Origin of the sequence: Pedobacter glucosidilyticus, assembly GCF_002483235.1 — a bacterium.
Classification (GTDB): Bacteria; Bacteroidota; Bacteroidia; order Sphingobacteriales; family Sphingobacteriaceae; genus Pseudopedobacter; species Pseudopedobacter glucosidilyticum_B.
The window spans coordinates 1-19,698 of the sequence record NZ_DLHN01000021.1; the positions used below are offsets into that span (position 1 = coordinate 1).

The following is a 19,698-nucleotide window of genomic DNA, read 5'->3' on the forward strand; positions in this document are numbered from 1 at the left end:
CAAACGCTCACAGATGTGACAGCCATGTTAGACTATACCGTCTTAGGAAATAGTATTTTTAGAGGAGAGTTAGCCAGTGATAATGTTTATTTCACACTGGCAGATTTTAATGCCATCAGTGCAGAACGAGACCGCAATACTTTTATCTGGCAGAGTACGGCTTTGGATGGAGATGGTGGTGGCTGGGCTTCAAAATACAATAGTGTATTTGTAAGCAATGTAGCACTGGAAACGCTGGCTACCATTACACCAAAAACACCAGCAGAACAAGCAGAATGGAATCGTTTAAAAGGTACGGCACTCTTTTTAAGAGGCTACGCTTTTTTTGAACTTTTAAGTCATTATGCTGCTGTTTATGAAGCTGCTACTGCAGATGAAAAATTGGGCATACCCCTGAAATTACGTTCAGACATTAATGATAGGCAAGCAAGAGCAAGTTTAGAAGCATCTTATCAGCAGGTACAGACAGATTTAAAAGAAGCTTTAAAACGCTTACCTCTAGAAAGTACAGTAGCCACACGCCCCAACAAGAAGAGTAGCTATGCTTTATTATCTAGGGTGTATATGGCGATGGCCTTATATCCGCAGGCAGGCTTATATGCAGACTCTTGTTTAAATCTCTATGCAGAATTACTAGATTTCAATACCATCAATGCAACAACAGCGGCACCTTTTAGCAGATTCAATAAAGAGGTGATTTATCATGGAACAGGAGTAGGCTCTGGTTTGGTTCCTGGCAGATACCGGGTAGATACACTTTTGTATGATAGCTACAGCAATCAGGATATCCGTAAAACAGCTTTCTTCAGAAGAAATGGTCCTCAAAATTATACTTTTAAAGGAGGTTTTGATGGAGTAGTATCCAGTGTTTATTTTTCAGGCTTAACCACTGGAGAGCTGTATCTCAACAAAGCCGAAAGTAAGGCAAGGGCAGGGCAGCTTAATGAAGCTATGCAAACCTTAAACCAGTTAAAAAAGCATCGTTATCAGCGCAACGGCTATACGGATTTTGTAGCTAATACCGTAGAAGATGCTTTAAAAATCATTTTGGAAGAGCGAAGAAAAGAACTATTGTATAGAGGCATCAGGTGGACAGATTTAAAGCGTTTACAACGAGAGCCTGCTTATCAGAAAACATTACTGAGGATATTAGGAACCAATAGGTACGAGTTAAGGCCAGATGACAGTGCTTATGTATTTCAAATACCACAGCAGGTGATAGATCTTTCTGGTATTACGCAAAACTAAGAAAACCCAAACAGCATGGGGATATGCTGTTTGGGTTAATGCTTGTTAACTTAGTTGCGTAAGCTAACATCAGGCTGGCTAACAGAAGGGTTTTCCAGAGCAGCCTCAATTTGTTCAATCAACATACTGTTGATATTTGGCTGACCAGGCGTTGCACCTTCTTCGGCTCTTATGGCACAAACTTCGCTGCTTCCTTCACAACCGGGGGCAGTACTACCTACAAGCTGGTAGCTACTGGCTAAAGTAGGGTCGCCAGAGCCATCATACTCAAACCAAAACTGGTTTGTTGCTAGGCTACTGCTGTTAGCTTTAAAAGCAGAGAATAAAACAGCACCTGAGATTGCTGCTACAGCAATCATAGGAATGATGAATTTTTTCTTCATCTTTGATTTGGCTTTACTACACCTCGAAGCCATAGAGTTTTACATGATGATGCCTACTCTGTTACAGGGTTTTCGGCGTCCCCCTTTTTTCTTGAAAAGTTTAAACAACAGGTGCTTATTACTGTAAGCATCGGTTGTTTTGAAGGGGATGTACTTGCAGCTATCCCACTGATTTAATTTGATTGAGTTTTCATGATAAATCCTTTAAGCAGTACCTGAACATAAGCTTTTATTCGACCTTGGCCTTTGTGGCAGTGCTGCTTAAGCCTAAGCAGTTCCGTTGGTAGCAAAGGGCGCAGTCGAGAGCTTTTGTTTACTTTTTGCGGAGAAAAAGTAAATGCCATTGCCCGGCATGAGGGCAGGCAAGACTGTGCCTAAGGGATCATCATATTATTTTCATTCTTCAAAATCATAAATTAATGCCTACTCTGTTACAAGGTTTTCAGCGTTCCCTTTTTTCAACTAATTAAAATAGGTGATATTAAATGTTAAACATTCAAGATTACTGTAAGCCAACTCTGGCGTAAAATTGCTATTGCTACTTTCATTTAAGTTGAGCAGTTTGCCACGGTCTTTGCCATCACTTCTTAAAGCCGGAGCTTCCATTTTATTTAAAGCAATGGGTAAACGATGCGCCATAAAATAGCTTCCTCTGGCAGCAGCCTGACTAACAAAGCGTTCATCCAGACTGTTGAGGTAAGCGAGTTGTGCTTCATCTAAGTAGAAGTTTTGAGCAACCCAAAGTTTAAAATTCTGATGAAAGGCATTAGCCTCTGCGTTTAAATCCTGGTCGCTCTTGGCATAAAGAGTAGCCAGTTTTTGCTGTACACCAGCGGGGGTAAAAGGAACTTTTTCCATAGTTGTTTTTTTTATTAAATGAATAGATAGGCCGGCCGGCTAAACAAAATTAGAGGCTAAAAGCTTAAAAAAGCTAATAGAAAACCCACAAAAGTGATGAATGGTAGAAATTAGATGATGAAATGCAAAAATTTTTTTGGCTCTTGATATTTAGAGCTAATATATTTGAGTAAACCATAAAAAATATGAAGTTATAATCAGTATGATGTTGTTTCTTAGGTTTGTTTTATTAAGATTTATTTTATGTTTTCAGCTTTTAGAAGGAACAAGCAATCATAAAATACCCTATTCACCGAAATGAGTAAGCAATCTTCTCCTAGCTATCGGGAGTTAGGCATCAACATCTGATATTAAATAAGTGTAAACTATCCACTATTTAAGCATATTTTGACTTTATACTTTTGATTTTTTACTTGAAAAACATGAACAAATGAAATCATTCATTACCTTATGGAATAAGAAAGACGGAAAATACTTTTCTTTTGGTGTACGCTTAATAGTAGCCTTATTAGTGTCTCACTATCTAGTAGTTGTACCTCAAACGAAATCTTTTTGGCAAATCATGCAGCAAACCAATTACTATTGGGCAATGCTATTTAGTACTTTGATAGCAGTTGCACTTTTGCAATGTGTGCATAGTACCACTCGATATTTAGATAGTCGTATCAACTGGGAAGACAATTTATGGAAAAGAGGTAGCTATCAATTGATATTTGGAGTGTTACTGGTATTGTTACTAGATTACCTATTTATCAGATTTTACTTCTGGTATTTTGATAATGATTTTGAGGCTAGTGGCTATATGCAGGTGGAGTTTCAAATCATCACCATTCAGGTCTTACTATTAAATTTGATATATGTATTCAGGTATTATTATTTAGCCTACCACATAAAGAAGGCACAAAGTAGTGAAGAAATAAATGTGAGGGTAAGTTTAGGAGATTGTGTATTTTACATCAAAGCCATAGAAATACTAGCCATTATTAAAAATGGAAACGTAGGCACTATCTATACTACGAACAAAAAACTATATAACACCACAGAATCTTTAGAGCAACACGTAAAGAAATTACCTGCTCAAGACTTTATGCAGGTAAACCGTTCAGAAATCTATGCGAGATGGGCCTTAAAAGGCTACTATCGTAAGTCAGATTATAGCTACCATTTACAAATAAAATTTATGCCCTATGAACCTTTAAAATGCAAGGTAAGTCGTAACAGATTAAGCGGTTTCCTAAATTGGTTTCATCAGGTAGAGAAATAAATTGCCAGCTATAAAGCTATCCCGATTGCTTTGTCCATCGTAAGTTTGTAGAGAAATGTTTGGATAAGCGTAAACAGAATATAATTTTGTTCAGTTTAAAAAGATCCAGCAGAGAGAAGGAATAAGACTTTAGTTTCATAGCGAACACACTTTTTTGTTCATCGCAAACACATTTTTTTGTTCATAGCGATGAGGAACGAAGAAGCTATCTCTTCATAAAGGCTATCCTATAAGTATTATGAGAGAAGCCACGTTCCTCGCTTGACAAACTGGGCGAACAAAGCGAAGCTATCCCTTCATACAAGGCTCTCCCTTCATATAGGCTATAAAGAGAAGCCACGTACCTCGCTTGACAAACTAGGCGAGCAAAGCTATCTCTTTATACAAGGCTCTCCCTTCATACAGGTAACAACAGAGATTGCTTCATCCTTTGCTTGACAAACTAGAGCGTTTAAACAAAGAAAAGTCTACAACTTAAAAGTAACCACCCAGCTCAGTGCTCTCTGCGCCCTCCGTGGTTAAAACGTAACGAACACAGTAAAGCTATCTCTTCATACAGTGCTATCCCCTCATGCAGGCTATAAAGAGACTGCCACGTACCTCGCAGTGACAAACTAGAGCGGTTAAAACATTAAAAAAATATTTGCGGTTAAACCGATACAATTGAAGAGATTAAAAACAAATCACCATAACTACCCAGCTCATTGCGCTTTGCGTCCATGTTGTTAAAAAAGCGATACCATCGCCAAACCATGTTAAGTACTCGTTACAAACGAGCACAAGAAAAAGCGATACCATCGCCACACCATGTTAAGCACTCGTTGCAAACGAGCGCAAGAAAAAACAACCTCCAAGTAAAACAACAAATCAAATCACAGACCCAATTGTCGTATAAACTACCCAGTAGTTAGGTCTTTTTGCTTGCTACTCAGTACTTTTTACCTCCAACTTTCTACACTCCACAGCATACTAATGTTTGAAATGGCGTACACCAGTAGTAACCATCGCAATACCTTTTTCGTTAGCTTTATCAATAGAGTCTTGGTCCTTGATAGAACCACCAGGTTGTAAAACAGCACTTATACCAGCTTCGGCAGCTAGCTCAACACAATCCGGGAAGGGGAAAAAAGCATCAGAAGCCATAACAGCACCTTGTAAAGAAAAACCAAAGCTTTCTGCCTTAATCACAGCTTGCTTTAAAGAGTCTACCCTGGAAGTTTGCCCCACACCACTGGCAATTAAAGTATTGTTTTTAGCAAAAACAATCGTGTTAGATTTGGTATGTTTCACCACTTTATTAGCAAAGAAAAGATCTTTCAACTCTTGCTCAGTAGGTTTTTGCCTTGTTACAGCCGTCATCAATTCAGGACCTTCTACCGTATTGTCTTTATCTTGCTCTATCACCCCATTCAATAAGGTTTTAAAGAGTTTTCCCGGTAAAGCAACATCCTTTCTACGTAAGATGATCCTGTTTTTCTTACTGGTCAAAACCTGTTCTGCTGCAGCAGAATAAGCTGGTGCTATTAAAACCTCGAAGAATAATTTATTGATTTCTAAAGCGGTAGCCTCATCAACCTCGCCATTGCAAATCAACACCCCGCCAAAAGCAGAAACTGGGTCGCAGGCTAAAGCATCTTGCCATGCATCTAATAAATTTGGCCTGCTGGCCACACCGCAAGCATTGGTATGTTTTAAGATGGCAAAAGTAGGCTCCGTAAACTCATCAATTAAAGCCACCGCAGCATCAACATCTACCAGGTTATTATAAGAAAGTTCTTTACCATTCAATTTATCAAACATAGCGTCTAAATCCCCATAGAAATAACCTTTTTGGTGAGGGTTTTCGCCATAACGTAAAACCGTTGCCTTTTGCTCACTTTGTTTAAATACAGTTAACGCATCATCACCCTGGTTAAACCAGTTGAAAATAGCACTATCATAATGAGAAGAAACATGAAAAGCATTTCTTGCAAAAGCCTTACGTTGCTCCAAGCTGGTTTCGCCATTTTGTGTTTCTAAGATATTATTTAAGGTAGTATAATCATCTTTAGATGCGATAATGACAACATCCTGATGGTTTTTTGCAGCAGCTCTGATTAAGGAAATACCACCGATGTCTATTTTCTCAATAATATCTTGCTCTGGAGCACCAGATTTCACTGTTTCCTCGAAAGGATATAAATCAACAATTACCAAATCTATCTCTGGGATTTCGTACTGAGCAATCTGCTCCTGGTCGCCGCTATGCGCTCTTCTAGTTAAAATACCTCCAAATACTTTTGGATGCAAAGTTTTTACTCTACCACCCAAGATAGAAGGATACGAAGTAAGGTCTTCAACTGGGATAACATCCACACCTAAGTTCTTGATAAAGGTTTCGGTACCTCCGGTTGAGTAAATATTTACTCCTAATTTTTGCAATTGTAAAATTACCGGTTCTAAATTGTCTTTATAAAAAACTGAAATTAAGGCGTTTTTGATTTTTACTGGGTGGTTCATGAATTTAAATTTTTGAAGGCGCAAAGATAGAAAAATCAATAAGCTTTAAGAAGTAAAATTCAATATTGATGAACGATGAAATAAAGCTTTTTTATTTACCCATTTCTGCTCTGCGCATAGGCATCACATCAATGATTTTATAAAGCATATTCAGGCTGGTTATTTGGTGAGAACGGTATTTCTCTCCGCCATCTTTACCCACAAGGATGATGGTGAAGGTATTGGGTTTTGTAATGAGCTTGAGTTTATCCTTGGGTAAGCCTTCATCAAAAAAATAAGTACTCAATTTAATAGCTCTTTCTGCTAAACCCTTTTCATCTGCTTTTAACAATGCCAATTGACGAACAAAAGTCTCGTCTTCTTTACCAGGCGATAATAGGATAACCTCTCTATAATCTTTAAATTGAGGAGGATGATAAGCGAGGCTAAAAGCAAGAATAAGCAAGCTTAAGGTTTGCATCTTTTTGTTTATGAGTGTATTAAATACGAAACGTTCACGATGAGAAATTGTTTCAATTTCAGCAGTAAATCAAACAATCTTAAAAATTACATTACTATTTCATTAGTTCACTAGGTGTATGCCTTTTATTAATTATTTTTGCCGCTCAATTTAGAAAGAGAGCTGTGGAATTTATCTTATACGTATTTGACTTTATCATTCATATAGACAAGCATTTAAATGAAATTATTGTTAATTATCAGTTCTGGACTTACCTCATTTTATTCATCATCATTTTTGCCGAAACAGGTTTTGTAGTAACGCCTTTTTTACCGGGCGACCCCTTATTGTTTGCTGCCGGAGCCTTAATAGCTGGTGGTGGAACAGGCTTAAATATTTACCTGCTGGCATTATTACTCTTTATTGCTGCTATTGCCGGAAATCAGGTCAATTATTTATTAGGAAATTATTTTGGTCCTAAAGTATTTAAACCAGAAAATAGAATTTTAAAATATAGCTATTACGAGAAAACGCAGACGTTTTTTCTCAAACATGGTGGCAAATCTGTAGTGTTTAGCAGATTCTTTCCCGTATTAAGAACATTTGTACCTTTTGTAGCAGGCGTTATTAAAATGCCTATAAGCAAATTCTCTTATTACAATATTACCGGCGGTTTCATTTGGATTGTGAGTTTCCTGTTTCTGGGTTATCTGTTTGGTAATTTAGATTTTGTAAAAAATAATTTTAGCTGGGTAATCTTAATCATCAGTTTATTTACCACCTTGCCGCCAATTATTGGCGCTATTTACGCTAAAAAATCTGAAGCCAAGACTTCCTAATTAGGCTGGTATTAATTTTGACATGATCAGGTATGGATAAATACCTGGTGATGCTAACAGTAATAGGGGCTGCGGCTTTTGTCATGACTTTTATGCCTGCCATTACCGCAAAAACTAAAGTTTCCTATTCACTATATTTTTTAGTCTTCGGAGTTATCATCTACAGTTTATTTCCGCAACATTTACCATCTGCTCATCCTAAAGCTCATCCTGATATAAGTTTGCATCTTTCAGAAATGGTGGTCATCATTTCTTTAATGGGTACAGGTATAAAAATAGATAGGCCTTTCAATCTCAAAAACTGGGCTTCTCCCTTGCGCTTGGTTACCATAGCCATGCTGCTTTGCATGCTAGGGGTAGCCTTTTTAGCCTATTATATATTAAATTTTGATTTGGCTTCAGCAATTTTATTGGCGGCTGTACTGGCACCTACAGACCCTGTATTGGCATCAGATGTACAGGTTGGTCCACCTAACGAAGCTTATAAATCTGAAACTAAATTTGCTTTAACAGCAGAAGCGGGTTTAAATGATGGTCTGGCTTTCCCTTTTACCTGGTTAGCCATTACTATTGCTTTTATCCAAATAGGGGAGAAAAATAATTTACTGGAATGGTTCTCCCTGATGCTGGTGTATAAAATTTTAGCAGGTATTGCCATTGGCTACCTGGCAGGAAAAGCTACCGGATATTTAATCTTTAATTTGGCCAAACGATTTGATTTTCTAAAATCACAAGATGGTTTTCTGGCGCTCGCCTTAACATTATTGGTTTATGGCATTACAGAGGCTTTTGGTGCTTATGGCTTTATCGCTGTTTTCATAAGCGCCTTTACACTAAGACATTCAGAAAAAAGAGACAATTACCACCACCACTTACACAATTTTATCGACCAAACAGAACGTATTTTAATAGCAATTGTACTCTTGTTGTTAGGAGGCTCTTTGGTACAGGGAGGTTTAAAATACCTGAACTGGGAAATAGGAATTTGCGTGGTAGCTTTTTTATTGGTGATAAGACCTCTTGCTGCTTACCTCAGTTTATACGCTTTAAAATTTCATTTTAAAGAGAAAATGGCTATCAGTTTTTTAGGAATCAGAGGCATTGGTTCTATATTTTATTTATCTTTTGCCATAAAAGAAGTAGATTTTAAGTTCGAAAATCAGTTATGGTCTGCCGTATTTTTTACCATCTTAGTATCTATCGTTATACACGGCTTTTCTGCCCCTCGTATCATCAATTATCTGGGCCAAAATATCAAGAAAGAAAAAGTACCCGAATAATTTAAACCTCTGTTTTAAATGATGATATTTGAAAATCAAAAATTCAAATGGGATATGGCCAATAGCTTCATCAAACTTCTGGAAGAAAACGATTTAAAGAAAACCCAACCTCGCTTAAGTGTATTAAAAGTGTTAACATCTCGTGAGATGGCTACCTCACAGCCAGATTTAGAAGCTATTTTAGGTAAAGAGATAGACCGTGTAACCTTATACAGAACCCTAAAAACTTTTGAAGATAAAGGTATCATCCATAAGGTAATAGATCATAAAGGTACAGCTAACTATGCCATGTGCTCGCACCAGTGCAACGCAAAAGAGCACCATCATGACCATCTACATTTTAACTGTACCCAATGCAATCATGTATACTGTTTAGATGAATGTATTTTGCCTCAATTTACAGTACCTGCCGGATATCAGGTAGAAAATGTACAATTGATAGCTACCGGTATTTGTGCTAAATGCAGGCAAGCTTAAGCAGCCATTTTCTCACATTCATCAGCACATAATCTACAAGCTTCAGCGCAAATCTGGCAATGTTCCATACCCATTTCTGCATGCTTTTCGCATTCTTGGGCACAGTTATAACAAGCATCGGCACAAATATTACAGATAATGGTGCTGTAAGAACTGTTCAGGCTCATCAGTTCGGCATTTAGTCTGCAAATGGTAGCACATTCTAAATCCATTTGGATACATTTCGCCATTTCATCTACACCCGATTCTCGTAAACAGGAAGTAGCACATTGGTTACAAGCAACCGCACAAGCCAAACAAGCCTCTATACATTTTCTGTATTTTTCTGGTATCATTTTAAATGTTTTGGGTATGATATATCAGCTATTGTGCCAAATGTGATATGTTTAAAGCTTAGCCTTGAAAATCTGAACTTCAAAATAACTTTAGAAAAAAGAGTAAATTTGTAACGTTCAAATTAATCTGTATGAGGTGATGCCAGAAACGCAAAATATTGAGTTTAAATTAATCTGGAGAGATGAGTACATAAAATGGATTTGTGGTTTTGCAAATGCCTACGGCGGAACTATTTTTATCGGAAAAGATGATACTGGAAATGTAGTTGATTTGCAGGGTTCTAAGAAACTTTTAGAAGAAATACCAAACAAGGTTAGAGACACTTTGGGGATTTTGGTTGATGTTAATCTGCACTAAACTAACTTTGGTAAATATATCGAAATTATTATTGAGCAACATCCTTATCCAGTCAATTACAAAGGGCAATATCATTACAGAAGCGGAAGTACCAAACAAGAATTGAAAGGAGCCGCACTTGATAAGTTCCTCCTAGAGAAAAAAGGCAAAAGATGGGACGGTGTTCCTATTCCGAATGTTTCTATAAATGATTTTACTCAAGAAATATTTGATTTTTTTCGAAAACGGGCTTTTAGAAGCCAAAGAATTGATGAAGAAAGTTTAGCTGACAGTAATGAACATCTTATTGAAAATTTACAACTTAAAGAGGGTAAATTTCTTAAACGAGCATCTATTTTACTTTTTCATCCCAAGCCTGAAAAGCATGTAGTAGGAGCTTACATAAAGATTGGTTTTTTTGAAAGTAATAGTGACTTAAGATTTCAGGACGAAATTCACGGAAATCTTTTTGAACAAATTGAAAAGACAACAGAAATACTATTCACAAAATATATTAAGGCCTTGATAAGCTATGAAGGATTGAACCGCGTGGAAACTTATGAATATCTGATAGAAGCAATTAGAGAAGCGCTATTAAATGCAGTTGCCCATAAAGACTATGCAGGTGGTGTTCCAATTCAAATTAGTGTGTATAAAGATAAATTAATGATTTGGAACGAAGGACAACTTCCAGAAAACTGGACTATCGAAACACTTTTAGACAAGCACTCGTCTAAGCCATTCAATCCTGATATCGCAAACGCACTTTTTCGTAGCGGATACATTGAATCTTGGGGTCGGGGCATTTCTAAAATGACAGAGCAATGTCTAAATTCTGGACTTCCTGCACCCTTATTCTTTTTTAAAAGTTCAGGTTTTTGGGTAGAGTTCAGAAAAGATATTTATAATGAAGAATATTTGCGTGAAATGGCACTTAATGAAAGACAAAAAGATGCTCTGTTGTTTTTTAAATTAAAGGCAGAAATTGTTAATGCTGAGTATGTTAGTCGCTTTTCTGTTTCTGATAAAACAGCCAGAAGAGATTTAGTAGAGCTAGTTGAAAAAAACCTGCTATATCGCATTGGTAAGGGAAAAGGCACAAAGTACATATACTATGTCCGATAAAACCACTAAATGTCCGATAAATGTCCGATAAATGATAGTATACTTTATACAAGACAAAATCTCATAATTATATCGGAACTTAACAATTATTTAAGAGATATAGCCAATAACAGTTTGTTATAAATTGGTATTACTCACAATAAGCTACTACCAAATAGCTACCATACGTTTGTAGTTAAACCATTTTGTTTTTTTAATAAATATTAACGTAACTTTACAACGTGAAAAAACTATTTACGCTTACACTGATATTTCTTTACTCGCTTTCTGTATTAGGAGTAGCGGTAAATAAATTTTATTGCTGTGGCGAGTTAGAATCGGTTACTTTCACAACCTCAGAAAAATACCTAAAGGCTAGTAAAGAAAGTAAAGATGCTGGATGTTGCCAAAATGAGGTACAAACATTTAAAGTTAAAGACAGTCACCTGTCAAGCTCAGCTAAATTTTTAGAGGCTAAACTTTTTGCAACGCTTTTATCACCAATCCCCGTATTTGATTTTAAAGTTGTAAATACAAAAGAAGTTGTATTGGCTTACCAAAGTCATGCACCACCATTAGGAGCTCAATCTCCCATCTATCTACAAAACTGTAATTTCAGAATCTGATTTTTCTTCTTGATGCTTCGTAAATGCGGAGCTGTATCAAAATGCCATTTCTTGTGAGACAGCAAAACAAGTTAATGTCGTCCTGAATGTTAATGCCTGTTTACCGCAGGCAAGTATTTCAATCAATATGTAATGATGTTTTAAAGTAGTTCGATAATGGAGCCTAAGTAGAAACAACCGTTTACACTAAATTCCGCCTTGGCGGTTGCGGTATCTACAGAATTAGCCTTAGCAGAACCTTTAGAAGCAAGCGGCGCAGCGGAGAGTTTTTGGTTACTTTTTGCGGAAACATGCGAAGCATTCATGAAGACCAAAACATAAAATCAATACTTTGAATAAAAGTAACTTGACATGGCCGGTCAAGAGGCCGGAGAGCTGGTGCGTGAATGCTTGAATTTGAAATATTAATAAATAACGTAGATGATAGAAAAGTCGAAGGACAGCACTTTATTACAGTTCCCTATTTCAAGTTTTTGGGTATCCTACCCTAAAAGCATATCCCCAACCTTAGTATTTAATTTTTTATGTACAGATAATATCCCTGCAAAGGGTTGATTTTAATTTTTTTATAATGAAAAGAATAGCTTTAAGTTTAGTGATTTTAGCAACATTAGTTGTAACCGCATGTAGTAACAATACCCAAAATAATGATGCCACTGCAACGGATAAAAACATGACCTACACTTGCCCAATGGATCCTGAAGTAATTGCCTACGAGCCTGGTACCTGCCCTAAATGTAAAATGGATTTGGTAGCTCAGGCTGATGTAGCAAGTGATACCACACACATACATAGCGATACTACTCATCATAACCATAACCATTAAGAAAAGATGATACCAGCAATTATAGATTTTTCTTTAAAAAACAGGCTCTTCGTTTTATTGATAACGATGGGCTTGTTTGGCTGGGGGATATATGCTGTACAAGAAAATCCGATAGATGCCATCCCTGATTTATCAGAAAATCAGGTGATTGTATTTACCGAATGGATGGGTAGAAGTCCGCAAGTGATAGAAGACCAAATTACTTACCCATTGGTAAGTAATTTACAGGGTATCCCGCAGGTAAAAGATATCAGAGCGAGTTCTATGTTTGGGATGAGCTTTGTATACATCATTTTTGATGATAAGACAGATATATATTGGGCTCGTACCCGTGTATTAGAACGCTTAAATTACGCCCAGCGATTATTACCAGACGGTATTACCCCAACACTTGGCCCTGATGGAACAGGCGTTGGCCACGTATTTTGGTATACACTAGATGCCGGTAAAATGGACCTTGGCGAGCAACGAGCTTTACAAGACTGGTACATCAAACTGGCTTTACAAACCGTACCAGGTGTTGCAGAAGTGGCCTCTTTTGGTGGGTTCGAGAAGCAATACCAATTGGTGATAGACCCTTTAAAACTGCAATTCTATAACCTTTCCTTAATGGATGTGATGAATAAGGTGAAAGCGAATAATAATGATGTTGGTGGAAGAAAGTTTGAGATGAGCGATATGGCCTACATCATTAGAGGTTTGGGTTATGTAAAGAATAAGCAAGATTTAGAGAACATTGCTATTGCCAATAATAAAGGCATCCCAGTAAGGGTAAAAGACATTGGTACGGTGCAAATGGGGGGCGATTTAAGACTAGGAATTTTTGATGAAAATGGCGAGGGCGAAGCCGTTGGAGGTATTGTGGTGATGCGTTATGGCGAAAATGCCGATAAAGTTATTGCTGCTGTAAAAACCAAAATGGAAGAAGTAGAGCGTGGACTGCCTGCTGGCGTAAAGTTCAATATCGCTTATGACAGAAGCTCATTAATTGAAGCCGCCATTTATACCATCAAGGTGAAACTGTTAGAAGAAATTATCGTAGTATGTATCATCGTTATCATTTTCTTGATGCACTGGAGAAGTGCTTTAAGCATTATCCTACAAATACCTGTTACCATTGCTTTGAGTTTCTTATTGTTAAACGCCTTTGGTATTTCATCTAACATCATGTCTTTAACCGGTATTGCTTTAGCTATTGGTGTTATTGTAGATAATGGCATCATCATGTCTGAAAACGCTTATCGCCGATTATCCGAATGGCAAAACAATCCAATACATCAAAAATCATGATAGGATTCATCAAAAATATATTCAACAAGAAAAAGGAAGATTTAGGTTATACGCCTATTCCTGAAGCTACCCGCTTGCAAATTATTGCTGATGCTTGTAAGCAAGTATCAAGAGGGGTATTTTTCTCTACCATTATCATCATTGCCTCTTTCTTACCTGTATTTCTATTAACAGGGCAGGAAGGAAAACTATTTGGTCCTTTAGCCTATACTAAAACCTTCATTTTAGTGATAGATGCCATTTTGGTGCTCACTTTAGCACCGGTACTCATCTCTTATTTTATGAAAGGAAGGTTTAGAAGCGAAAATGAAAACCCGGTAAACAGGAACTTAGAAGCTTGGTACGAACCCTTGATTACCAAGTGTATCCACTGGCGTAAAACCACTATCGGAGTAAATATACTGGCTTTATTAATTAGTGTGCCGATGTTATGGAGCTTAGGTAGAGAGTTTATGCCTCCGCTAGATGAAGGTTCTATCTTATTTATGCCCGTAACCCTGCCCGATGTTTCTAACGGTGAGGCCAAGCGTATCTTACAAGTTCAGGATAAGTTGATTAAATCTGTACCAGAGGTTAGCTATGTTTTAGGAAAAGCCGGAAGAGCCGAAACAGCAACGGATAACTCGCCTATCAGTATGATAGAAACGATTATCCTACTTAAACCTAAAAGCGAATGGCGTTCTGGTCTTACGAAAGACGATATCATCAACGAGTTAAATCATAAATTACAAATACCTGGGGTTACCAACGGTTGGACACAGCCTATTATCAACCGTATCAATATGCTTTCTACAGGTATTAGAACAGATGTTGGTGTAAAAGTTTATGGTCAGAATCTTGATACGATTGATGCTTTTTCGCAAAAAATACGCAGCTATTTGCAAGGTATAGATGGAGTTAAGGATTTATATGTGGAGCCCATTACTGGCGGTAAATACATTGATATTGCCATTAAAAGAGATGAAATAAGCAGGTACAATTTAAGCATCGATGATGTAAATACTGTGGTAGAAAGTGCTTTAGGTGGGATGCAATTAACCACTACGATTGAAGGCCGACAAAGATTTTCTGTGAATGCCCGTTACGGTCAAGATTTTAGAGATAACCTACAAGATTTAAAGCGTTTACAGGTACAAACCATGGATTTTGGACCTATTCCTTTAGAAGCTGTGGCTGATATTGGGATTTCTGAAGGTCCGCCTATGATTAACTCAGAAAATGCTTTACTACGCGGTACCGTTTTGTTTAATGTCAGAGATCGGGATTTGGCAGGTACGGTAGAAGAAGCTCGCGAAAAGCTGGATGCCATGATTGGGCAATTACCTAAAGGTTATTTTATAGAATGGAGCGGGCAATACGAAAACCTTATCCGTAGCGAGCGTACCATGAAATTGATTATCCCTATTGTATTGGTGATCATCTTTTTATGTATGTATTTCGCCTTCCACTCGGTAAGAGAAGCATTTTTTAGCCTAATTTCTATTCCTTTTGCGCTTATAGGAGGTGCTTTTATGGTTTATTTCTGGGGTGTTAATTTATCAGTAGCAGTAGCTGTAGGTTTTATAGCACTTTTTGGTTTGGCGGTAGAAACAGGTATTGTCATGGTGATTTACTTGAATGATGCCATGCAGCAATTGGTTGCGCTGAAGGGAAACTCAAGAGAAACCATTACCAAAGAAGATTTAAGAACTTATGTTATCGCTGGTGCAGCAAAACGTTTAAGACCAAAGTTAATGACGGTTTGCGTTTCTCTGTTTGGTTTAATCCCTATCCTTTGGAGTACAGGTGTGGGTAGCGATGTGATGATCCCTATAGTATTGCCAATGGTTGGTGGGGTGTTAACATCATCAACACATATATTATTGGTTACACCATTAATATTTCTGATGACTAAAGAGTACGAGTTAAAGAAATATGGAAAAATAGAGGTATTAGATGCTAAACACTAGATTTTAATAAGATGAAAACAAGATTAATGATACTAGTGCTGCTTTTGCAAGTTGTTTTTGTAAAAGCACAAGAAAAGTTAGACTTAGCAACTATTTTGAAGGAGATAGAGCAGCAAAATCCACAGTTGAAGATGTACGATGCCGAAATTAAGTCTATGGATGAAATGGCAAAAGGCGCTAAAGATTGGGAAAGCCCACAGTTGGGAACTGGTTTATGGATGGTGCCTTACAATACTTCTATGTGGAGAAGAGGCATGGATGGTAGTACCGGTATGGGCCAATATGCCATCAGTTTAGAACAGATGTTTCCTAACAAAAGTAACCTTAATGCCAATGCAAAGCTGATGGAAACAGCATCCTCTGTAGAGTTACAGAATAAAAAAGGTATTGCTTTTAATTTATTCAGCTTAGCTAAACAAAATTTTGTAGAATGGAAATTAGCGAAAGAAAAAGCTAAGGTTTTAGAGCAAAATCAGCAGTTATTGGCTTTTATGATTAGGAGTACCGAAATCAGATATAAAAACGGTTTAGAAAAGTTAAATACTTATTACAAAGCAAAAGCCGCTTTAGCCAATATAGAAAACATGCAATTGATGTTAGAGAATGATATCAAACAGAACAAGATTATGCTGAACACTTTAATGAATCGCAATAAGCTATCCAGTTTTGATATCGATACCATGTATCCGCAAAAGCAATATCAGTCATCATTGTATGATAGTACAACATTAGCCAACCATAGAAGTGACATCAAAGCTATAGAGCAAAGCATAGTATTGAACGGTTTAGAGCAAGCTGTAGAAAAAAGTATGTTGAAGCCAGAATTTGGAGTGAGGTACGAGCACATGTTTGGTTTTGGTGGGATGCCTATGCAATATTCTTTAATGGGGATGATAAAAATACCTGTTGCTTGGTCTACAAAATCAGAAAGGGCAAATATAGAAGGTTTAAAATGGCGCTCTGAGGCTTTAAGACAAGAAAAAGATATGCTTTTAAGTGAGGTAAGAGGGAGGGCTTTTGGAAAAGTAAACGATTTGCAAACCAAAGAAAAGCAGCTTAAACTTTTTGAGCAGCAGATTATCCCGGCTCTAAAGAAAAATTATCAAAGTTTACAACTCTCTTACGAGCAAAATACAGCAGAACTTTTTATGTTGTTTGATGCTTGGGAAAGTTTAAACATGACTCAACTTAATTATATCGATTTGCAAAAAGAATGTCTGATGATGCAAATAGAGCTGGATAGAATTTTAGAGTTGAAGTAAACCATTAACATATAAAAGATTTAAAAATGGTGAATTTAAGATATAAAAAAAGCGTTTTTGTAATAATGCTCTCGCTTATAGCTGTAATTTCTTCTTGCGAACTTTTTACCGATAAAAAAGCACATGAGCATACCACGCAATATACTTGCCCCATGCATCCAGAAATTATCAAGGATGAATTTGGCAGCTGCCCAATTTGCAAGATGGATTTAGTGCCTAAAATAACCGAGGCAGAGCAGGTAAAAGATGTAAGTTTAGAAAGTTTACTACAACCTACCAATAGTTTGGTAGTTTCTAAAATAGGCCTAACTAAAATCAGCGAAAGCGAAGAAGAAATAACGATTGATGCTTTAGGCTTTACCGCTTACAATGATAATTATACAGGTACGGTATCGGCAAGATTTGGTGGGAGAATAGAAAAAATGTATCTGAAATATAATTTTCAGGATGTAAGCAAAGGGCAAAAAGTATTAGAACTTTACAGTCCGGAGATGCTTACCGCACAAGAGGAGCTGTTATTCTTGGTGAAAAATGATGCTGAAAACGAAGTGTTAATTCAAGCTGCTAAACAAAAATTACAGCTATTAGGTGTATCTGCTCAGCAAATTAATCAAATCATTAAAACTAAGAAAAGCAATTTTACATTGCCGGTTTACAGTGCTTATACCGGGCATATCCATGATGTGAGTGAGCCTGAACAAGCTATGGCAGCTAGTGCTGCAACCAGTCAGTTACAGTTAAGAAGCGGGATGTATGTAAATAAAGGAGATTTTCTTTTTAAAGTATACAACCCCGAGCATTTATGGGTATTGGTTGATATTTACACGCACCAGCAAAAGATGTTGAAAGTGGGTTCGCCAGTAAGCCTTACCGTAGAAACGCATCCTGATAAGCCTATTCAAGCTAAAATAAATTTTATTGAGCCTTTCTTTAGAGAGGGAGCTAAAACGATTAAGGCGAGGATCAATATTGATAATCCGAAATTACATTTGCCCGTTGGAGCACAGGTAAAGGCAACAATTAAAGCCGAAACTTTATCTGGAAAATGGTTACCAGAAACAGCCGTGATCAGCCTAGGAATGAATGAGGTAGTGATGCTGAAAACAGCCGCTGGTTTTAAAGTACATGAAGTAGAAACCGGTTACAAAGGGAATGCTAAAGTACAAATACTAAAGGGGCTTACGGCTAATGATGAAGTGGCTGTAAATGCTCAATACTTAATAGATAGTGAAAGTTTTATCGCAATTAAACCATAAGATGAAAATATTAAAATTGATTTCGCTTGCTGTTTTAATTGTTTTATCAGCCTGTAGCGGCGATAAAAAAAATACAGCAGATAGTAATACCTATTATACCTGCTCCATGCATCCACAAATTATGGAGCCAGAGCCGGGTACTTGTGCCATTTGTAAAATGGATTTAATTGCGGTTCAAAAAAATGCTAGTAAAAAGGTGAACGAGTTGATGTTAAGCGACCAGCAAATTCAGTTAGGGAATATCCAAACAGATACAGTAAAAGCAGGTGGCGTAAACACAGAAATTACCGTTACAGCAACTTTAAACACCGATGAAAATTTACAAGAAGCTATCAGTGCAAAAGTTGCGGGTAGGGTAGAGCGTTTGTACATCAAAAATATAGGTGATTTTGTTCCTGCAGGAGCTAAGCTGATGGATATTTACAGTGAGGAGTTGAACAGTGCTAAACAAGAGTATCTGGCAGCTTTAGAAAAGCAACAAGAATTCAAAAGCGGTTTGATAGATTATGGTCGTTTATTGCAAAGCGCAAAGCAAAAATTATTGTTGTGGGGGATGACAACACAGCAGATTAAAACGCTGGCGGCACAAAAGAAAATAGATGATTTGACTACTTTTTACAGTAAAAAAGGAGGTTACATTACTGAACTTATGGTTACCGAGGGCGATTATGTGATGGAAGGTTCCTTAATTTTAAAACTGGCAGATTTATCTAATTTATGGGCAGAAGCTCAGCTTTATGCCTCACAATTAGCACAAGTTAACTTGAAACAAACCGTAAAAGTTAGCATTCCAGATTTTCCTGAAAAAGAAATGATGGGTCGTGTTGATTTTCAAAACCCTGAAATTAATGCAAACAGCAGGGTGAATTTGGTTAGGATTAATGTGAAGAATAACGATTTACAATTAAAACCTGGCATGCTGGCCTATGTAAAACTCAAAGGTAAAACCTCTGAAGGCATATCGCTACCCATAAATGCGGTACTTAGAAACGGCAAAACCAATGTGGTTTGGCTAAAAACGGGTAAAAATACCTATACCAAAAAAGAAGTTATGATAGGTTTAGAAAACAGTAACCAAATAGAAATTAAAGAAGGTATAAAAATAGGCGATTTGGTGGTTACCAAAGGGGCTTATCTATTAAACAGCGAATTAACATTTAAACAAGGGAGTTAGCCTAGGCTAACTCCCTTGTTTTCAAAAATTATCCTTCATACCTCTCTCCTCCAGACGTCTATATAGCTTATTAAAATTGCATGGCTTTACAATTTTAAATTACAATTTCTATACCTTAAACACTCAATCACTTGCTTTTGCTAAAATCCTCACAAACACGTTAATATGAGGTAATTCTTTGCCAAGATGACATACTTTTTTCAATAGAATATATCTCATATTTGATAAAAGACCAATCATTATAAATCTTAT

Annotated in this window: 19 protein-coding genes; 14 read left to right on the forward strand and 5 right to left on the reverse strand. The window is 37.0% G+C overall.

The features are described from left to right. Positions 1 to 1,248, forward strand: a 1,248-nt coding sequence (locus B2745_RS06565) for a RagB/SusD family nutrient uptake outer membrane protein (protein WP_304064475.1), incomplete at its 5' end; no start/stop codon positions are given. 50 nt (positions 1,249 to 1,298) lie between these two features. Here B2745_RS06565 and B2745_RS06570 read toward each other — a convergent pair. Both B2745_RS06570 and B2745_RS06575 read right to left on the reverse strand, forming a co-directional pair. Then, on the reverse strand, positions 1,299 to 1,631 hold the full coding sequence (locus B2745_RS06570) for a hypothetical protein (RefSeq protein WP_304064478.1): 333 nt from the start codon (positions 1,629 to 1,631) through the stop codon (positions 1,299 to 1,301). Positions 1,632 to 2,093: 462 nt separating this feature from the next. After that, the gene (locus B2745_RS06575) at positions 2,094 to 2,489 is read right to left on the reverse strand and encodes a hypothetical protein (protein WP_304064481.1); all 396 of its coding nucleotides are present in this window, start codon (positions 2,487 to 2,489) and stop codon (positions 2,094 to 2,096) included. Positions 2,490 to 2,919: 430 nt separating this feature from the next. Here B2745_RS06575 and B2745_RS06580 point away from each other — a divergent pair, with 430 nt between their 5' ends. Then, positions 2,920 to 3,753 (forward strand): LytTR family DNA-binding domain-containing protein, encoded by an 834-nt coding sequence (locus tag B2745_RS06580; protein ID WP_026903726.1) that lies wholly within the window; start codon positions 2,920 to 2,922, stop codon positions 3,751 to 3,753. Positions 3,754 to 4,722: 969 nt separating this feature from the next. On the opposite strand, the gene purH is transcribed toward B2745_RS06580, so the two are convergent. Together purH and B2745_RS06590 are read right to left on the reverse strand one after the other, a co-directional pair. Then, the gene (gene purH, locus B2745_RS06585; protein WP_026903725.1) at positions 4,723 to 6,252 is read right to left on the reverse strand and encodes a bifunctional phosphoribosylaminoimidazolecarboxamide formyltransferase/IMP cyclohydrolase; all 1,530 of its coding nucleotides are present in this window, start codon (positions 6,250 to 6,252) and stop codon (positions 4,723 to 4,725) included. Positions 6,253 to 6,343: 91 nt separating this feature from the next. Next, entirely contained in the window at positions 6,344 to 6,712 is a 369-nt protein-coding gene (locus B2745_RS06590; protein ID WP_304064484.1) for a DUF4174 domain-containing protein, read from the reverse strand. 164 nt (positions 6,713 to 6,876) lie between these two features. Between B2745_RS06590 and B2745_RS06595 the strand changes: the two genes are divergently transcribed. From B2745_RS06595 to B2745_RS06605, 3 genes are read left to right on the forward strand one after another with little or no spacing between them, the layout of a single operon-like run. Further along, positions 6,877 to 7,530 (forward strand): VTT domain-containing protein, encoded by a 654-nt coding sequence (locus tag B2745_RS06595; protein ID WP_026903723.1) that lies wholly within the window; start codon positions 6,877 to 6,879, stop codon positions 7,528 to 7,530. 32 nt (positions 7,531 to 7,562) lie between these two features. Next, positions 7,563 to 8,810, forward strand: coding sequence for a cation:proton antiporter (locus B2745_RS06600; RefSeq protein WP_304064486.1), 1,248 nt, complete (start codon positions 7,563 to 7,565; stop codon positions 8,808 to 8,810). A gap of 18 nt (positions 8,811 to 8,828) precedes the next feature. After that, positions 8,829 to 9,287: a Fur family transcriptional regulator gene (locus B2745_RS06605; RefSeq protein WP_304064489.1), complete on the forward strand. Its 459-nt coding sequence runs from the start codon at positions 8,829 to 8,831 to the stop codon at positions 9,285 to 9,287. On the opposite strand, the gene B2745_RS06610 is transcribed toward B2745_RS06605, so the two are convergent. Further along, entirely contained in the window at positions 9,284 to 9,622 is a 339-nt protein-coding gene (locus tag B2745_RS06610; protein ID WP_304064492.1) for a four-helix bundle copper-binding protein, read from the reverse strand. The genes B2745_RS06605 and B2745_RS06610 overlap by 4 nt on opposite strands. Positions 9,623 to 9,761: 139 nt before the next feature. Here B2745_RS06610 and B2745_RS06615 point away from each other — a divergent pair, with 139 nt between their 5' ends. The 9 genes from B2745_RS06615 to B2745_RS06655 all read left to right on the forward strand — a co-directional run bounded on the left by B2745_RS06615 (position 9,762) and on the right by B2745_RS06655 (position 19,446). Continuing rightward, a complete protein-coding gene (locus tag B2745_RS06615; protein WP_304064495.1) occupies positions 9,762 to 9,980 on the forward strand; it encodes a helix-turn-helix domain-containing protein in 219 nt (72 codons plus the stop codon). A 102-nt stretch (positions 9,981 to 10,082) separates the two neighbouring features. Further along, complete coding sequence (locus B2745_RS06620; RefSeq protein ID WP_304064498.1) at positions 10,083 to 11,084, forward strand: ATP-binding protein; 1,002 nt, start codon at positions 10,083 to 10,085, stop codon at positions 11,082 to 11,084. A 221-nt stretch (positions 11,085 to 11,305) separates the two neighbouring features. After that, positions 11,306 to 11,689: an HYC_CC_PP family protein gene (locus B2745_RS06625; RefSeq protein ID WP_304064500.1), complete on the forward strand. Its 384-nt coding sequence runs from the start codon at positions 11,306 to 11,308 to the stop codon at positions 11,687 to 11,689. Between the two features lie 571 nt (positions 11,690 to 12,260). Next, positions 12,261 to 12,515 (forward strand): heavy metal-binding domain-containing protein, encoded by a 255-nt coding sequence (locus B2745_RS06630; RefSeq protein ID WP_304064503.1) that lies wholly within the window; start codon positions 12,261 to 12,263, stop codon positions 12,513 to 12,515. A gap of 6 nt (positions 12,516 to 12,521) precedes the next feature. Further along, a complete protein-coding gene (locus tag B2745_RS06635) occupies positions 12,522 to 13,805 on the forward strand; it encodes an efflux RND transporter permease subunit (protein ID WP_304064506.1) in 1,284 nt (427 codons plus the stop codon). Continuing rightward, positions 13,772 to 15,754 carry an efflux RND transporter permease subunit gene (locus B2745_RS06640; RefSeq protein ID WP_304064508.1) on the forward strand — a complete coding sequence of 661 codons (1,983 nt, stop codon included), beginning with the start codon at positions 13,772 to 13,774 and terminating at the stop codon, positions 15,752 to 15,754. Before B2745_RS06635 ends, B2745_RS06640 begins: the two co-directional genes overlap by 34 nt. An 11-nt stretch (positions 15,755 to 15,765) precedes the next feature. Then, positions 15,766 to 17,016 (forward strand): TolC family protein, encoded by a 1,251-nt coding sequence (locus B2745_RS06645; RefSeq protein WP_304064510.1) that lies wholly within the window; start codon positions 15,766 to 15,768, stop codon positions 17,014 to 17,016. A 26-nt stretch (positions 17,017 to 17,042) separates the two neighbouring features. Further along, complete coding sequence (locus tag B2745_RS06650; protein WP_304064513.1) at positions 17,043 to 18,272, forward strand: efflux RND transporter periplasmic adaptor subunit; 1,230 nt, start codon at positions 17,043 to 17,045, stop codon at positions 18,270 to 18,272. A gap of 1 nt (position 18,273) precedes the next feature. Next, positions 18,274 to 19,446: an efflux RND transporter periplasmic adaptor subunit gene (locus tag B2745_RS06655; RefSeq protein WP_304064515.1), complete on the forward strand. Its 1,173-nt coding sequence runs from the start codon at positions 18,274 to 18,276 to the stop codon at positions 19,444 to 19,446. Positions 19,447 to 19,698: the final 252 nt, after the last annotated feature.

Bases quoted from the DNA above. Each gene is read 5' to 3' on its own strand.
- B2745_RS06570 (WP_304064478.1), bottom strand. From the start codon at position 1,631: ATGAAGAAAAAATTCATCATTCCTATGATTGCTGTAGCAGCAATCTCA.
- B2745_RS06575 (WP_304064481.1), bottom strand. From the start codon at position 2,489: ATGGAAAAAGTTCCTTTTACCCCCGCTGGTGTACAGCAAAAACTGGCT.
- B2745_RS06580 (WP_026903726.1), top strand. From the start codon at position 2,920: ATGAAATCATTCATTACCTTATGGAATAAGAAAGACGGAAAATACTTT.
- purH (WP_026903725.1), bottom strand. From the start codon at position 6,252: ATGAACCACCCAGTAAAAATCAAAAACGCCTTAATTTCAGTTTTTTAT.
- B2745_RS06590 (WP_304064484.1), bottom strand. From the start codon at position 6,712: ATGCAAACCTTAAGCTTGCTTATTCTTGCTTTTAGCCTCGCTTATCAT.
- B2745_RS06600 (WP_304064486.1), top strand. From the start codon at position 7,563: ATGGATAAATACCTGGTGATGCTAACAGTAATAGGGGCTGCGGCTTTT.
- B2745_RS06605 (WP_304064489.1), top strand. From the start codon at position 8,829: ATGATGATATTTGAAAATCAAAAATTCAAATGGGATATGGCCAATAGC.
- B2745_RS06610 (WP_304064492.1), bottom strand. From the start codon at position 9,622: ATGATACCAGAAAAATACAGAAAATGTATAGAGGCTTGTTTGGCTTGT.
- B2745_RS06615 (WP_304064495.1), top strand. From the start codon at position 9,762: ATGCCAGAAACGCAAAATATTGAGTTTAAATTAATCTGGAGAGATGAG.
- B2745_RS06630 (WP_304064503.1), top strand. From the start codon at position 12,261: ATGAAAAGAATAGCTTTAAGTTTAGTGATTTTAGCAACATTAGTTGTA.
- B2745_RS06635 (WP_304064506.1), top strand. From the start codon at position 12,522: ATGATACCAGCAATTATAGATTTTTCTTTAAAAAACAGGCTCTTCGTT.
- B2745_RS06640 (WP_304064508.1), top strand. From the start codon at position 13,772: ATGGCAAAACAATCCAATACATCAAAAATCATGATAGGATTCATCAAA.
- B2745_RS06645 (WP_304064510.1), top strand. From the start codon at position 15,766: ATGAAAACAAGATTAATGATACTAGTGCTGCTTTTGCAAGTTGTTTTT.
- B2745_RS06650 (WP_304064513.1), top strand. From the start codon at position 17,043: ATGGTGAATTTAAGATATAAAAAAAGCGTTTTTGTAATAATGCTCTCG.
- B2745_RS06655 (WP_304064515.1), top strand. From the start codon at position 18,274: ATGAAAATATTAAAATTGATTTCGCTTGCTGTTTTAATTGTTTTATCA.